We start from the raw sequence: 14,820 nt of genomic DNA on the forward strand, positions 1-14,820 counted from the left end.
CCTTAAGCGTATGACGAGTCGCGCGTAGCTTCCAGTGAGAGGCGCACTGACCCATTCTGCCTCATCCACCAGAGACTGAATGAGAAACATTCCCATACCGCGACTGGCCTCTTCTCCGTGCATCTTCTTATCCATATCCGGGGTATGAACGCCACCAGGGGGCCAGTCCCGGTGTCGAGGACCTTTACTTCGAGCGAAGTTTCATTCATGGAGAGAATGACGCCTACGATTAGAGACTCGTCGAGTTTATTTCCATGCTCCATCGCATTGATGCAGGCCTCGGCGACAGCGGTTTTGAGATCTTCGACACGATCTGGAGCAAAGCCCATCAGCTTCGCGACGCTGGAGGCGGTACTCATTGCAATCTTTTCAAAGCCGAGACGCGAAGGAAGACGCAGTTCGATGCTGTTCACGTTCTTACCGTCCACTTCCCCTCCTACGGCTTCCGTCCAATTACGAGTGCGGTCATATCGTCTGATTGGTTTTCCTGATTGGAGAAAGCATCCAGAGTCTGCCAGATCGAGTTCAGTGTTCCAGTTGCATCCGAGAGGCGGCAGGTGCGGAATGCCTCCATAAGGCGATCCTGGCCGAATTCTTCGTCACCTTTAAACACCTCAGTCATTCCGTCGGTGTAGATTAGCAGCTTCGCCTTCTCAGACAGCACATATTTTTCTGCGGAGTAACCAGAGAAGGGAAGCATCCCGACCGGGGTTCCGCTGGCTTCAATCAACTCAGGCGTATCGCTGCCGTTGAGGAGAAAAGCCGGATTGTGCCCCGCGTTTACTACTTCGACAGTATGTGTCTTTGGATCGAGTCTAAGAAACATGGCCGTGACGTAGCGGCGGCGTGACTCTTCACCCTCTTTGTAATGAAGGTAGTTCAGGTGGGTCGCCATGTCGGCGAGCGGCATCTCTGAGTTTGCAATGGCTCGCAATGCTGCCCGAAACGAGCTGCCAACCAAAGCCGAGGCGAGACCTTTGCCTGCGACATCGGCGACGACAATCATCAGTTCTCCCGATGAAAGTTCAATGAGATCGAGGTAGTCGCCGCCGACTTCATAGCAGGTCTGCGAGCGACCCGCAATACTGTAACCCGAGATATCCGGAAAGGTCTGGGGAAGGAGACTTCTCTGGATGTCCCGAGCACAGGAGAGGTCCTGCTTTACCCGCTCCATATCCAGGGTTTGTTCGTGATAGCGGGCGTTTTCGATGGCGACGGCGGCCTGGACTGCAAGATGTTCCAGGAAGTCCTGCTCGAAGAGGATAACGGCGCGCCATCACGAGTGATGACGACCATTTCGGTAAGGACAGCGCCGTGGCGGTCCAGCAAAGGGAAGCGGTAACAACCACGCTTCGGATCGGAAGACGGAGGATGTAAGAGGAATCGTGGTGGAATCTCTCCGTACGAAAAGGGAAAAGCCGTGAAGAACGCACCGGCCATCTCGAGTTCGCGCACGGTGATCTGCAGGACGCTACGCAGCACACTATCCAATTCGATGGTGCTATGGATTCTATGGGTCGTGTCGAGGAGTGCCTGTAACCGCGCAATTTGCTGTTGCAGGTGGAGACTGCTTTCGATTTCCATGGAACTGCTCCTTCATGTGACCGGTCGGACGACGATAGAGCTCTCAAATCTTTGCCGATAGGCCAGCGAAGAGTTCGCTGCCTTCGTTATCCGCCGCCCGTTGTGGGCTCTTCTGTTGAATCGCTATGTAAACAGTGGCGGAAGTTTGACTAGAGCTATGACGGCTACGAGATATCGACGTCTTATTGGTCCTTTCAGGAGATATCACGGATGGTAGACATTGAACAGAACATTCTTATTTCTTGCCTGCGGTGCCTGGGGTGGTGTTTGCATCTTCCGGCGCAGATGGATTGATGTGACCCTGACTGTTTTCCGGAGTGTTAGAGCTGACCTCGGTGGGTCCCGGGCCTGCGGTAGACGGGTTATCGCCCTTGGGCCCCGATGGTTCGACGGCATCTTTTGAGTTGGTAGGAGGCGTCTGATAGCTGGTTTGCTTCGATTGTTGATCATTCGTGGACATAAGGTCACCTTTCGAGTCTCAACCCCATTGGAGAGGATGGTGGAGCTTGTAGTTGCCCGGGTCGTTGCGAGGTCGAGATCGCCACCTGAGCTCCAAACGGTTGTAGCCTTCAGAAGGGTCTATGACATTGGACCTTCTTAGGCAGCAGTGGGTTCTTCATGGAAGACTTAGCGATGGAATCTTTCAGCCGTAAGCGATACAGCAATCGTTAACCAGACCTCGTCACGAACGGCTTCTGGCTCCTTGCCTCCGCTGCAGGCTAAGTAGCCTATATTAAAAGCTTAGGAAAACGTACGCGGAGGCATTAGCAGCAACATGAGATTAGCAGTGAAGGCTGAAGAGATCGCATGCAGCGATTCCATTCTAGTGACTGGCGGAGCCGGGTTTATAGGGAGCAACTTCGTACTGGACTGGTTGGCTGCAGGCCATGGGCCAATCGTTAATCTGGATAAGTTGACCTATGCGGGGAATCCAGAGAATCTGGCGTCTGTTGAGCACACCAAGGCCTACAATTTTGTGCAGGGTGATATCTGTGATGGGGAGTTGGTGGCTGGCTTGCTGCAAAAATACCGTCCGCGAGCAGTGATTCATTTTGCTGCGGAGAGCCATGTTGACCGTTCGATTGTAGGACCAGAAGCGTTTCTGCGAACTAATATCGATGGGACGTTTACGTTGCTGCAAGCGGCACGCGCATACCACGACGAGCTGGCAAATACAGATCGGGAGAGGTTCCGCTTTCTGCACGTTTCGACCGATGAAGTGTATGGCACCCTGACACCGGAAGCGCCGGCTTTTCATGAGGAGACACCTTATGCTCCAAACAGTCCTTATGCAGCGTCGAAGGCAGCATCAGACCATCTGGTGAGGGCGTGGGTGCATACGTACGGCTTACCGGCCATCATCACGAACTGCTCCAATAACTATGGGCCGTATCAGTTTCCAGAGAAGCTGATCCCGCTGATGATTGCGAATGCGTTGCAGGGCAAGGCGCTGCCGGTGTACGGAGACGGCCAACAGGTAAGAGACTGGTTGTATGTCGGAGACCACGCCAGTGCGTTGCGCACGGTCTTAGAGCGGGGACGACTCGGCGAGACCTATAACATCGGCGGCGGCAATCAGCGGAGCAATCTCGAGGTGGTGACGACGGTTTGCGCGCTGTTGGATGAACTGGTACCTCAATCGAAGTTCAAACCGCATCTGCACTTGGTGAAATATGTAACCGACCGACCTGGACATGATCGACGGTATGCGATCGATGCGCGCAAGCTGGAGGGTGAGCTCGGCTGGCGAGCACAGGAGAGCTTCGAGACGGGGCTGAGGAAGACGGTGGAGTGGTATCTGGGAAACGCATCGTGGGTGGAGCATGTGACCAGTGGCGCGTATCAACAGTGGATGACGCAGAACTACTCTGGGCGCGGAGAGAAGGTCGCTCTTGGTGAAGGTCGCTCAATAACCCAGGCTGGCGAGGGAGCTCGATGAAGGGGATTATTCTCGCGGGCGGCTCAGGAACAAGATTGCATCCCGTGACGCAGACTGTTTCAAAGCAGTTGCTGCCAGTCTACGACAAACCGATGATCTACTATCCGCTGTCGGCCTTGCTGCTGGCGGGTATTCGCGAGATTCTCGTGATCTCAACACCCGAAGACACGCCGCGTTTCGAGCAACTGCTGGGAAGCGGCGAGCAGTGGGGCATCACGCTGCACTATGCCGTACAGCCATCTCCGGACGGCCTGGCACAGGCGTTTTTGATCGGGAAGGAGTTTCTTGCAGGAGAAGGTTGTTGCCTGGTGCTCGGGGACAATATCTTCTACGGACATGACTTCGCCAAAACACTGCGCGAGGCTGCTGCTGGCGGTCCAGGCGCGACAGTGTTCGCGTATCCTGTTCTTGACCCGGAGCGGTATGGGGTGGTGGAGTTTGACGAGCATCGACGCGCGATCTCGATTGAAGAGAAGCCGCTAAAGCCGAAGTCACGCTACGCGGTGACGGGTATCTACTTTTATGACGCGCAGGTGGTCGGCGTTGCGGAGGGGCTAAAACCGTCGCCGCGCGGGGAACTCGAGATCACAGATGTGAATCGCTGGTATCTCGAGCGCGGGCAATTGCGCACGCAGGTGCTTGGACGCGGAATCGCGTGGCTGGATACCGGGACACACGATTCTCTGCTGGAAGCGGCTACGTTCATCCATACGATCGAGAAGCGGCAGGGCCTTAAGGTGGCCTGCCCCGAAGAGATTGTGTACCGACTCGGTTACATAAACGCCGATCAGCTGCGCACACTGGCATCGAAGATCGCGAAGAGCACGTATGGGCAATATCTGCTACGACTTCTGGAAGAGATGGTGTACTGATGGCGTTCGGGAAGTTGCCATTGGGGGAGCGGATTCTTTTGACGGGAGCGACGGGTCAGGTCGGTGGTGAGCTAAGAAAAACCCTCAAGTCATTGGGTGACGTGGTCGCCCCAGAACGAGCATCGATGGATCTTGCGAATGCGGCTTCGGTCCGGGAGACGATTCGGGCAGTACGGCCCAGGTGGATCGTGAATCCCGGAGCCTACACGGCGGTGGACAAAGCCGAAAGCGAGCCGGAGTTGTCATACGCGATTAATGCCGAGGCCGTTAGAGTAATAGCAGAAGAGGCGCGAGCGCTTGGTGCCGGTATCATCCACTTCTCTACGGACTATGTTTTTGATGGCTTAGGGAACAAGCCATACGCTGAAACTGATGCGGCCGAGCCGGTGAGTGTCTACGGCGCGAGTAAGCTGGCCGGAGAGAAGGCGCTTGGTGAGAGCGGCGCAGGGCATATGATCTTCCGCACCAGCTGGGTCTACGGAACCAGTGGGAAGAATTTTTGCTGACGATTCTCAAGTTAGCGCGCGAGCGCGAGACGTTACGAATAGTGGCCGACCAGCATGGTGCGCCGACCTGGAGCCGTGATCTCGCAAGGATGACAGCACACGTGATCAAGCGATTCGAGGCCGCTGCACAGACAGCAGGATTCGAGGCCGCACTTCAGGACGCGAGTGGGGTTTACCACGCGGCTGGGGGCGGTGAAACTACCTGGTTCGAATTTGCAACTGAGGCGCTTCAATTGCGGTACGAGATGGAGCCCGGAGTGCGGCTTGCGGCGGTCGAGGCAATACCCACCGATCAATACCCGACTCCTGCGAAGCGGCCGTTGAACTCAAGGTTGAACTGTAGCAAGCTGATGCAACGATTCGGATGGACCATGATGGACTGGCGGAACTCGTTGCGAGAGGTGCTGTCGGAGCTATGAAGCGGGCGTTATTTCTAGATCGAGATGGTGTTGTCAATGAAGAGGTGGGATATCTGCACCGGGCCGACGAGGTACGGTTTGTCAATGGAATCTTTTCGCTCTGCAGGGCCGCGGTGGCGCTTGGATATCGACTAATCGTCGTGACGAATCAGGCGGGAATCGCGCGAGGCTATTATTCGGAGGCCGATTTTCAAGCGCTGATGATGTTCATGCGCGGAAAGCTTCGTGAGGAAGGTATTGAACTCGATGCTGTTTATTTTTGCCCGTTCCATCCTGAACACGGAGTGGGGGAGTACAAACGGGAGCACGAGGACCGGAAGCCGGGCACGGGTATGCTGCGACGTGGAGCAGTTCAGTTCGGGGTGGAGCTAAGCGAGAGTGTGATGGTTGGGGATCGATGCTCGGATGTAGCGGCTGCTAATGCAGCTGGATTGCGGCAGGCCTTTTTGATCAGTGGCACTGAGGCTCACGGATGTGACGGCGAACATCTGAAGGTGAAGTCATTGGCCGAGGTGGAACGTTGGCTGGTGACGCACGGGTAAGCAGGCGGCATGACCGGACGAACTTCGCTCAAAGTTCCGCAGCGACCAGATTTTTGAAGTCTGCCAATAAGCAAAGCGTCCATGATTTTCTCAGTGCGGAGGTGTCACTTGTGGAGTTCTCAGACAAGGTGGGCCACTTCAACGGGCGGAAGCTCGGCATCAAGAAAGTGCTTGCCAAGGGCGTCCTTGGGACTAACCGAGGGAGGAATGCCATCGAGCGCCTCGAGAGGCCAATCAATGGCGAGGACGGGGTCGCTCCAGAGGATGGAGCGGTCTCCCGCCGGGTGGTAGAGGTTTGTGGTTTTGTAGAACACTTCTGCGGTGTCCGAGAGGACAAGAAAGCCGTGGGCGAAACCTTCCGGAATCCAAAGGAGTCGCAGTTCGTCAGCGGAGGATTGGGCTTTCAGATGAAATCCGGCCCATTTGCCAAAATCGGGAGATTCCCGCCGGAGATCGACCGCGACGTCCCAGATATGGCCGGAGAGAACGCGGATGAGCTTACCCTGCGGTCTCCCGAGTTGATAGTGGAGGCCGCGAAGTACCCCTTTGACTGAGAAGGATTGATTGTCCTGCACGAAGTGCGCCGGCAACCCGGCGGCCGTAAAAGTTGATTGATTGAATACCTCTGCAAACCAACCGCGACTATCTCCGAAGCGTTGGGGTTGAACTAGCTTAACGTCACGTAGAGGCGTTTCCAGGACTCGCATTTGGTTAGTTTAGTGGGCGCGCCGCTACATGCAAATAGCCATGCTTAGTCGTCCCAAAGTGGAACGAACAAAAAGCGAATCTTATAGAGGCAGGCTCGGTTTTCAGAATTCCGTCGGTTAGAATGATGAAGTTGTATCAATGCGCTGTGTTCCCCAGTCGTCAACTTGGTCCAACCCGGTTCTTCAAAGAGACCATCGTAAGGTCCATGTACGGGTAGATATGAGCAAGCAGGTGAAGTGAAGTGGAAGCGCGGCCGTTTTCCTGGTTCCGTCAGGCTCCAGGAGCGGATTTAGAGAAAGTACCGCGACACATGGCGTGTAGCAAGAACCGGTCCGGCTGATGTGATGCACAACATGCGCACATACGAGCCGAACAGATACAGGATTCGAATGCAGGCTGAATATCAATCTCCCGAGTCGCGGACAGCGGCTATCGAAGGTTCTTATTCGTACCCGGAGTCGGTTGGCCGTTCGCTGGAGATATCGCATCGAGCAGACGAAACTCCGTTCGAGTTTTTCCGATACCGGGTGATCAAACGCTGCGTCGACGTCGCGTTGGTTCTGATCTCGATGCCCATTGTGCTGTTAATGCTGGGTTTTGTGGCTGCAGCTGTGAAATTGAGCTCTCCGGGACCAATCTTTTATTCGCATCGGCGGATACGCAAGAGTGGGGCTTTTTTCTCGATGTGGAAGTTCCGTACCATGTGTATCAACTCGGCTGAAGTCCTGGAGGCTCATCTGGCGCGAAACCCAAAGGCGCGCGCGGAATGGAACAGAACCCACAAACTTCGTAAAGATCCACGGATTACTCCACTGGGGCTTTTTCTCCGGCGATATAGCGTGGATGAGTTACCTCAGCTCTGGAATGTGCTCGCTGGACAAATGAGCCTCGTGGGCCCTCGGCCGATTGTAGCGGCGGAGGTAGAGAAATACGGTGATTGCTTCGATTGCTATTGCAGGGTGAAGCCTGGATTGACGGGGCTTTGGCAAGTATCGGGACGCAGTGCATTGAGCTACGAGAGACGTGTCGCACTTGACTGTGAATACGTTGAACGATGGTCGCTCATGAGAGACCTTTTGATCCTGATGAAGACGTTTGCGTCAGTAGTTAACCAGGACGGCGCGTATTAATCTCACTCTCATGAAATGAAGAGCGGTGCCCCCGAAATTGTCTCCGCGTCCTCTACGAGGGGGATCGATTTCTTCGTTTCGAGGGCTCGCCTTTTGACTTTGCTCCCGCGGGCCATCCCTCAGACGAGACATCTTTGCATCGGTTTGCCGTGATTCAAGACCAGCGTCATGGAGTTGGAATATGGCGAGCTCTAGCAGGGAAATTCCCTAAAATCCGCTCGTGATCTCGACAGTGACGACTTGATCGGAGTTTGCTGATGTCTTTAGAAGGTATGCGTGACATGTTGAGAGGTTCTTTGGGAAAGAGCCTGCAGGGGCTTCAGGAGGAGGATAGACTGGCTGCTGCCTGGCCAGTTGCGTGCGGAAGGGCGATGGCGGAGCGGGGGCAGGTCGTAGGATTTGAGAACGGCGTAGTCCGAATAGATGTGGACGATGGCGCGTGGCTGCAGCAGTTGATCAGTATGCGTCGACAGCTTGCCCGAGAGCTCGCACGTATTTCAGGTGTAACCGTGAACGAGATACACTTCAAGAAGAGGTATTTCAAGCGATGAAGGAACAGGCCGGGGTAACTCTGGACGATGTGCGGCGGGTCGCAGAGTTGGCGAATCTGGAGCTAACGGCGGAGGAAGAACCAAGGATGCAAAGAGACTTGAACGCCATTCTTGGCCATATCGATCAATTGAATGAGCTGGATACTTCTGGGGTCCCCGCGATGGCACAGGTAAGCGAGATGTTGGGCGACACGGTGCTCGATCGTGGAGAGGCGTTGCGGATGGACGAAGTGCGGCCGTCGCTGGATCGGATTGAAGTGATGTCCCAGGCTCCCGAGACCGATGGGCGGTTTTTCAAGGTTCCGAAGGTGATCGAACGGTGAGTGTAAAAGTAGTGAATTTGGAAAACCTGACAATCGATGCCGCCCATAAGTCCGTCGCTTCCGGTGAAACGACGGCAACTGCGCTTGCAGGACTGCACTATGATCGTATCGCCTCTCAGGATGGCAAAATCAACAGCTTTCTGGCGCTAAGTCGGGAGCGGGCGATGGCCCAAGCTCAGAAGATCGACGAGACGGTCGCCAAGGGTGAGCCGCTGCCTTCCCTGGCGGGGGTTCCAGTGGGGATTAAAGATGTTCTGGCAATGAGGGGAGCTCCGGCGACTGCTGGTTCGCTCATTCTGAAAGGTTACCGACCTCCGTATGATGCGACTGCAGTCGCGAAGCTTGAAGCAGCCGGGGCGGTGCTTCTGGGAAAGTTGAATTGCGACGAGTTTGCAATGGGTTCATCGAACGAAAACTCTGCGTATGGACCGGTGCTGAATCCAAAGGCAATAGACCGGGTTCCGGGAGGCTCGAGCGGCGGCTCGGCGGCTGCGGTAGCGGCGAATTTCGCAGTAGCGACCCTTGGAACCGATACTGGCGGGTCGATCCGGCAGCCGGCGGCCTTTTGCGGCGTAGTCGGTGTTTTGCCGACGTACGGGAGGGTCAGTCGCTATGGATTGATTGCATTTGCCTCTTCGCTGGACCGTGTTGGGCCGCTTACAAAAACGGTAAAAGATGCTGCAACCATCTTGCAAGTCATTGCAGGAAAAGATGTTATGGATGCAACCTCATCGACCAAGCCGGTGGCTGATTATGTCGGCGGATTGGCGAAACCTGTTGAAGGTCTGCGGGTCGGCGTGCCGAAGGAATACTTCGAAGATGGGCTGGATCCGGAGATTCGTAGTGCAATCGATGGTGTACTCGATGGTTTGAAGCTGGTGGGATGCGTGGTAAAACCGGTCAGTTTACCCCACACCAAATATGCGATTCCGACCTACTACGTCATCGCGACGGCCGAGGCATCGTCTAATCTTTCCCGGTTCGATGGGGTCAGATTCGGGTTGAGGGCTGAAGAGGCGAACACGTTGTCGGCGATGTTTCGGAAGACTCGAGACGCAGGCTTCGGCGCCGAAGTTAAGCGGCGGATTCTGCTGGGCACGTATGCGCTGAGCGCGGGCTACTATGACGCCTACTACCGCAAGGCGCAGCAGGTTCGAACTCTTCTGACACGAGACTTTCTGACGGCATTTGCCGATGTTGATGTGCTGGTGGCTCCGGTAACTCCGACCCCGGCGTTCAAGCTGGGCGAAAAGACGGACGACCCTGTTCAGATGTATCTGGAGGACATTTACTCAGTGGCGGCAAGTCTGGCGGGGATTTGCGGTGTGTCCGTGCCCTGTGGGCAAACGAAGGAAGGATTGCCGATCGGAGTGCAGATCATGGGAAAGCACTTCGACGAATCGACTCTGTTTCGAGTAGCGCAGGCCGTAGAGACACGGCAACGTGCGCACCGGGAATCTGCTACCTGAGGCCGTGTCGTTTGTGCTGGCGACGGCGCACTCCATCATCGGGTGCGGATCGAACTGGATGGATGAGTAGGCTGTAGTATCGAGATCCTGATGTGAATGCCAGGCGATCGTCATGCACAACAGCTCATTTCAGCGAGTTTACTGGTTGCTGCTTGTATGATGAACGATATCAGGCAAAAGAAGGTTGCGAGGATTAGAGCAGATGCAGTTTGGTAGTTCCCCTAGATTATGCAGGTTTGGATATGTGCTTCTGATCACCGTGTTCGGGACGCTTACGTCATCGGCTCAGTTCGACCAATTTGGTCAGGCTCTAACTGGACAGGCGGGACAACAGCAATCTTGTGACCCAAACGATCCAACCTGTCAGTCTTCAGTAGATCAAAGCAACCTTCAGGTACGGAATCCCTCGGTTAATCAGCAGCAGACTCTAACTCCACAGATCATCGTGCCTGGACAACAGGATAATACTCAGACCAATACGCAAAACAACAATCGGACCCAGCAGCAAAATCAGAATCTTGAGACCCGTCTTCCGCTGGATTCACCAACTGAATTTCAGCTCTTAGTTGCCAATTCGATTGGCAAGATGCTGCCAATCTACGGAGTTAATCTCTTTCGCAACCTCCCGTCCACCTTTGCCCCGCTGAACATGGTTCCGGTAACACCAGACTATGTGGTTGGGCCAGGAGACGAGTTGCTTATCCAGATGTGGGGACAGGTCACACTGAACGGCCGTTTTCTGGTTGACCGATCTGGAAGTATCTTCGTGCCGCAGGTGGGCTCGGTTCACGTGGCTGGGGTGAAGTTTGAGCAGATGCACGACTTTCTAAAGAGCCAAGTTGCGAGGGTCTTCAAGAACTTCGATCTCAATGTGAATCTGGGTCAGCTTCGGTCGATCCAGGTTTTTGTCGTTGGGCAGGCGCGTAGGCCTGGCAGCTACACGATTAGCTCGCTGAGCACTCTGACGAACGCACTTTTCGCCACTGGCGGCCCCACCCCTCAGGGTAGCCTGCGACATATCCAATTGAAACGTGGAGGTAAAGTCGTAGTCGAGTTCGATTTGTACGACCTATTGCAGCGCGGCGATAAATCGAAGGACGAGCAGCTGTTACCCGGTGATGTGATTTACATTCCGCCCGTCGGTCCGCAGGTAGCTGTCGCGGGCAGCATCCGCGCGCCAGCGATCTACGAGCTTAAGTCCTCCGATAGTACGACCATTGGTGATGTTCTAGAGTTGGCCGCAGGTCTAACGAACGTTGCTTCAGGACAGAGGGTTCGGTTAGAGAGAGTGGATGAGCGCCGTAGGCGCAGCATGATTGATATAGCTCTTGACGCGCAGGGAAGGGCCACCGTGATGCAGGATGGCGACCTGTTGGAGCTGAACGCAGTGGTCAGCCAATACAAGGATGCGGTGACGCTTCGTGGAAATGTGGCGAGTCCTGGACGCTACACCTGGAAGCCGGGAATGCGCGTCCGCGATCTGCTGCCGGACAAGGAGGCGCTGATTACCCGCGACTACTGGTTGAAGCGAAGCCAACTTGGTCAACCCACTCTGACCTATATCCCCACATGCCTTCCTTTGACCCCTACGGCGTTCCAAATTTGCGTTATGGAATTCCGGTTGGAGAAGAGGGGTCGAATCCGAACTGGAGATACTCCTCAACCAGGAATCCGAATTTGATTGGCCTGGCTTTCGGAAGCGAAGAGGGAAGTAGCTATCGAACGGCAGATGGAGAAACGGACAGCGAAACGGATGCTTCGACCGATGGCGGACTTGACTGCATGAAAATTCCCGCATCGCAGACCGCGTTGAGTGGAATCAACGATCGGTATACTCAACCTACAGCAGCCAATGCTGCCAATGCAGCCAATGGAACAAATTCCACAAACAATCAAAACAACTCCAACGGTGGCAACTCCAACACGTCGGGGCTTCTGCAAAATGGTTCCCAATCGAACCCAGCACCTTCGAATCGCATGAGTGCAGCCAGCGCAAGTTTGGGTTCAACCGTCGCAAACGCATCCTCCGGAGAATTTCGGCCGCGGAACAATGTGAAGCTGAGTGAGCCCGATATCGACTGGAGCTATGCTGTTATCGAGCGTCAGAGCAAAGTGAACCTGACAACATCTCTTCTTCCATTCAACCTTGGTAAGGCCATCCTGGAAGAAGATAATACTCAGAATCTTGAGCTGCTTCCCGGGGATGTAGTTACGATCTTTTCGAAGGCTGATATCCGTGTGCCGCAGGAGCAACAGACGCGATTCGTACGCCTGGAGGGAGAGTTTGCCTCCTCGGGTGTCTATAGCGTTCTGCCAGGCGAGACCTTGCGGCATCTCGTAGAACGTGCCGGCGGGTTTACGTCAGAAGCGTATCTCTACGGCTCAGAATTCACACGCGAATCTACACGTCGCGTCCAGCAACAGCGCCTGAATCAATATGTCGATGAGATAGCTCTACAGGTGAGCACAAACGCAACCAACAACGCGGGTCGAGCTATAAGCGCTTCTGACACTGCAGCTGCAGCTGCGTCTCAGGCGCAGAACCAAGCGATTGTAGCCACTTTGCGCCAAGCAAGGGCTACTGGCCGCATTGTGTTGGATTTGAAACCTGATAGTCACGATCTCTCGCAAATACCTGACCTCCCGCTCGAGGATGGGGATCGTTTCATCGTGCCGCGTGTTCCTTCTACCGTTAGCGTGGATGGGGCGGTCTATAACCAGAATTCATTCGCGTTCGAAACGCAGCGGAGGCTTGGCGGTTATATAAGACTAGCCGGTGGAACAAATAGAGATGCAGATAAGAGCCGGGCTTATGTTATCCGAGCGAGTGGATCTGTAATCAGCAAACAATACAGCTCTTCCCTACGAGGAAACAACTTTGACTCGCTCCATCTGTATCCAGGCGACACGGTTGTCGTTCCTCTGAATCTGACGAAAGGCAATACCATACGGTTGATCGTCGATATTGCACAGATCGTCGGTCAGTTTGGATTAGCGATAGCTGCAGCTAATGTCGTGTTCTAGAGATGCAGTCTGGTCACAAGATAAAATTCAAATATCGCCACGAATCCCTGCCAACGGCATCGTGCGGATATAGGAGTGGTCGGTTCGGTCACCAAGATTCTGGACCGAGAGTGTGGCGAAGGAGTGACACATACACCGACGACTCCCAAACCCGACGAGATAGCTACGTCTCCATGAACGGCTGTTTCAATAGTGATAACCTCTAACAGGTGAATTTTTTCGTAGTTGTACCTACTTTGAATGCAGCCGAGGGATGGCCGCGGCTTGCGGCGCTGCTTTTGGAATCCATCGCTCCGGACCGGGTCCTGATTCTCGACTCTTCTTCTGCTGATGAAACAACGAGTTTGGCGCGGACTGCGGGCTTTCGGGTGCATGCGATTGCAAGAGCTGAGTTCAATCATGGCGGAACAAGGCAACTGGCGGCTGAGCTATTGCCGGACGCAGAGATCCTCGTTTTCCTGACGCAGGATATTGAACTGGCGCAATCCGACGTCATTTGTCGCTTGCTTGAAGCATTCTCCGAACCAAGCGTTGCGGCGGCCTATGGGCGTCAGCTTCCGCGTCGCGGCGCAACCCCGGTGGAAGCTCATGCCCGTCTTTATAATTACCCCGCACAGTCCGGCGTGCGTACGTTGTCCAGCCGCAAGCAACTTGGTTTTAAGGCCATCTTTATCTCAAACTCATTTGCTGCTTATCGGCGAGAAGCGCTAATGGCCGTAGGCGGATTTCCACGCGACGTCATTTTTGGGGAAGATACAGTCACTGCCGCCAGACTGTTGCTCGCGGGATGGAAGATAGCTTACGTGGCCGAGGCGAAGGTGTATCACTCTCACAGCTACACCTGGAAACAGGAGTTCCGACGATACTTTGATATTGGTGTGCTGCACTACCGGGAGAGCTGGATGCTCGATGAATTTGGCGACGCTGGAGGTGAGGGAGGGCGTTTTGTTCGATCGGAACTGCGGTATCTCTGGCCCCGGTATTGGTGGCTTATCCCCGCCGCTTTGATCCACACCGTGGCTAAGCTGTTGGGCTATCGACTCGGCAGAGTTGAGAATCTGTTCAGCACTGGTTTGAAGCGCCGTTTGAGTATGAATCGTCTTTTCTGGAACTAATCAAATTGTGAACGGGTTCACGGCTTCCTCCCGGGTTGCCTGTGCGGTCTGCTTGGAATGCGGAATCGTTCTTAGCGATGCAGATGCAACTCCGGTGTCCAGGCAATCTGGAACCATCCGCTGGTGTTATGTTGTGAACCGCTCATGTAGGAGGGAATGAGAAACCGTTCGTATTGAGTGAACACCTGTGCCTGCCAGTGGCGGTTGATGGCAAAGGATCCGTTCACAAATCCATCGGTGATCCTGCCTCCATTAGGAAGGAACAAGTTTCCGCCCCAGCTTTGGCGATAGCCGGCTTCAACTCGTGTGCGGGCAGAGAACCAATAGCCTGAGCGGGCTTCGATCGCGCGAGCATCGCGACCGATCGCGTTCCCAAGCAAAAAGCCTTTGTTGGTATTTCCATCAAGGTACTGATTGTTGATGAAGTAGTGAGTCCCACCGTAGTCATGCGCAAGCCCCTCCGAACTGACCGCTTCAACGCGCAAATCCATGTGCGGCAAAAAGGGTAGTCTCGCGAAATAGATGCCTGGATTCCAAACCGCGCGGCGCGGCGCGGCGATGGGGCTTGGGTCATCGTCGGAGTACGCGTCTGCGTAGAGCGTAACCAGCCGTCTTAGAAAAGGCAGCCGATAGGTAAA

At 54.7% G+C, this 14,820-nt stretch carries 16 protein-coding genes and 1 pseudogene; 11 read left to right on the top strand and 6 right to left on the bottom strand.

Features of this window, described 5'->3' with window-relative positions; all coding sequences use genetic code 11:
• Positions 1-2: 2 nt before the first annotated feature.
• From RBB80_RS08215 to RBB80_RS08230, 4 genes are all read right to left on the bottom strand, one after another.
• Entirely contained in the window at positions 3-428 is a 426-nt protein-coding gene (locus RBB80_RS08215; protein ID WP_433967740.1) for an ATP-binding protein, read from the bottom strand.
• 8 nt (positions 429-436) lie between these two features.
• Positions 437-1,174, bottom strand: coding sequence for a PP2C family protein-serine/threonine phosphatase (locus RBB80_RS08220; protein ID WP_433967742.1), 738 nt, complete (start codon positions 1,172-1,174; stop codon positions 437-439).
• On the bottom strand, positions 1,162-1,584 hold the full coding sequence (locus RBB80_RS08225) for a hypothetical protein (RefSeq protein WP_433967744.1): 423 nt from the start codon (positions 1,582-1,584) through the stop codon (positions 1,162-1,164). The genes RBB80_RS08220 and RBB80_RS08225 overlap by 13 nt, the downstream gene beginning before the upstream one ends.
• Before the next feature lie 235 nt (positions 1,585-1,819).
• Entirely contained in the window at positions 1,820-2,044 is a 225-nt protein-coding gene (locus tag RBB80_RS08230; protein WP_433967745.1) for a hypothetical protein, read from the bottom strand.
• Between the two features lie 315 nt (positions 2,045-2,359).
• Between RBB80_RS08230 and rfbB the strand changes: the two genes are divergently transcribed.
• From rfbB to RBB80_RS08250, 4 genes and pseudogenes are all read left to right on the top strand, one after another.
• Positions 2,360-3,523, top strand: coding sequence for a dTDP-glucose 4,6-dehydratase (gene rfbB / locus RBB80_RS08235; RefSeq protein WP_433967747.1), 1,164 nt, complete (start codon positions 2,360-2,362; stop codon positions 3,521-3,523).
• A complete protein-coding gene (rfbA, locus tag RBB80_RS08240) occupies positions 3,520-4,395 on the top strand; it encodes a glucose-1-phosphate thymidylyltransferase RfbA (protein ID WP_433967749.1) in 876 nt (291 codons plus the stop codon). The genes rfbB and rfbA overlap by 4 nt, the downstream gene beginning before the upstream one ends.
• Positions 4,395-5,320, top strand: a pseudogene (rfbD, locus tag RBB80_RS08245) (dTDP-4-dehydrorhamnose reductase). The gene rfbA and the pseudogene rfbD overlap by 1 nt, the downstream one beginning before the upstream one ends.
• Complete coding sequence (locus RBB80_RS08250) at positions 5,317-5,862, top strand: D-glycero-alpha-D-manno-heptose-1,7-bisphosphate 7-phosphatase (RefSeq protein WP_433967751.1); 546 nt, start codon at positions 5,317-5,319, stop codon at positions 5,860-5,862. Before rfbD ends, RBB80_RS08250 begins: the two are co-directional and overlap by 4 nt.
• Before the next feature lie 119 nt (positions 5,863-5,981).
• Here the strand turns inward: RBB80_RS08250 and rfbC are convergent, their stop codons facing one another.
• Positions 5,982-6,569, bottom strand: coding sequence for a dTDP-4-dehydrorhamnose 3,5-epimerase (gene rfbC / locus RBB80_RS08255; protein WP_433967752.1), 588 nt, complete (start codon positions 6,567-6,569; stop codon positions 5,982-5,984).
• A gap of 390 nt (positions 6,570-6,959) precedes the next feature.
• Here rfbC and RBB80_RS08260 point away from each other — a divergent pair, with 390 nt between their 5' ends.
• The 7 genes from RBB80_RS08260 to RBB80_RS08290 all read left to right on the top strand — a co-directional run bounded on the left by RBB80_RS08260 (position 6,960) and on the right by RBB80_RS08290 (position 14,182).
• A complete protein-coding gene (locus RBB80_RS08260; RefSeq protein ID WP_433967753.1) occupies positions 6,960-7,700 on the top strand; it encodes a sugar transferase in 741 nt (246 codons plus the stop codon).
• Between the two features lie 257 nt (positions 7,701-7,957).
• Positions 7,958-8,251 (top strand): DciA family protein, encoded by a 294-nt coding sequence (locus RBB80_RS08265; protein WP_433967754.1) that lies wholly within the window; start codon positions 7,958-7,960, stop codon positions 8,249-8,251.
• Positions 8,248-8,574: an Asp-tRNA(Asn)/Glu-tRNA(Gln) amidotransferase subunit GatC gene (gatC, locus tag RBB80_RS08270; protein ID WP_433967755.1), complete on the top strand. Its 327-nt coding sequence runs from the start codon at positions 8,248-8,250 to the stop codon at positions 8,572-8,574. Before RBB80_RS08265 ends, gatC begins: the two co-directional genes overlap by 4 nt.
• An 11-nt stretch (positions 8,575-8,585) precedes the next feature.
• A complete protein-coding gene (gene gatA, locus RBB80_RS08275; RefSeq protein ID WP_433969573.1) occupies positions 8,586-10,043 on the top strand; it encodes an Asp-tRNA(Asn)/Glu-tRNA(Gln) amidotransferase subunit GatA in 1,458 nt (485 codons plus the stop codon).
• Between the two features lie 244 nt (positions 10,044-10,287).
• A complete protein-coding gene (locus RBB80_RS08280) occupies positions 10,288-11,724 on the top strand; it encodes an SLBB domain-containing protein (RefSeq protein ID WP_433967756.1) in 1,437 nt (478 codons plus the stop codon).
• On the top strand, positions 11,721-13,067 hold the full coding sequence (locus RBB80_RS08285) for an SLBB domain-containing protein (RefSeq protein WP_433967757.1): 1,347 nt from the start codon (positions 11,721-11,723) through the stop codon (positions 13,065-13,067). Before RBB80_RS08280 ends, RBB80_RS08285 begins: the two co-directional genes overlap by 4 nt.
• 209 nt (positions 13,068-13,276) lie before the next feature.
• On the top strand, positions 13,277-14,182 hold the full coding sequence (locus RBB80_RS08290; protein WP_433967758.1) for a glycosyltransferase family 2 protein: 906 nt from the start codon (positions 13,277-13,279) through the stop codon (positions 14,180-14,182).
• Positions 14,183-14,253: 71 nt separating this feature from the next.
• Here RBB80_RS08290 and RBB80_RS08295 read toward each other — a convergent pair whose 3' ends face one another.
• A complete protein-coding gene (locus RBB80_RS08295; protein ID WP_433969574.1) occupies positions 14,254-14,808 on the bottom strand; it encodes a capsule assembly Wzi family protein in 555 nt (184 codons plus the stop codon).
• Positions 14,809-14,820 lie beyond the last annotated feature (12 nt).

This window comes from Tunturiibacter gelidiferens, from assembly GCF_051013345.1.
GTDB lineage: Bacteria > Acidobacteriota > Terriglobia > Terriglobales > Acidobacteriaceae > Edaphobacter > Edaphobacter gelidiferens_A.

Coding starts and splice junctions, on each gene's coding strand:
- RBB80_RS08250 (WP_433967751.1), top strand. CDS start 5,317: ATGAAGCGGGCGTTATTTCTAGATCGAGATGGTGTTGTCAATGAAGAG.
- RBB80_RS08220 (WP_433967742.1), bottom strand. CDS start 1,174: ATGGAGCGGGTAAAGCAGGACCTCTCCTGTGCTCGGGACATCCAGAGA.
- rfbA (WP_433967749.1), top strand. CDS start 3,520: ATGAAGGGGATTATTCTCGCGGGCGGCTCAGGAACAAGATTGCATCCC.
- RBB80_RS08265 (WP_433967754.1), top strand. CDS start 7,958: ATGTCTTTAGAAGGTATGCGTGACATGTTGAGAGGTTCTTTGGGAAAG.
- RBB80_RS08230 (WP_433967745.1), bottom strand. CDS start 2,044: ATGTCCACGAATGATCAACAATCGAAGCAAACCAGCTATCAGACGCCT.
- rfbB (WP_433967747.1), top strand. CDS start 2,360: ATGAGATTAGCAGTGAAGGCTGAAGAGATCGCATGCAGCGATTCCATT.
- RBB80_RS08260 (WP_433967753.1), top strand. CDS start 6,960: ATGCAGGCTGAATATCAATCTCCCGAGTCGCGGACAGCGGCTATCGAA.
- RBB80_RS08225 (WP_433967744.1), bottom strand. CDS start 1,584: ATGGAAATCGAAAGCAGTCTCCACCTGCAACAGCAAATTGCGCGGTTA.
- rfbC (WP_433967752.1), bottom strand. CDS start 6,569: ATGCGAGTCCTGGAAACGCCTCTACGTGACGTTAAGCTAGTTCAACCC.
- gatC (WP_433967755.1), top strand. CDS start 8,248: ATGAAGGAACAGGCCGGGGTAACTCTGGACGATGTGCGGCGGGTCGCA.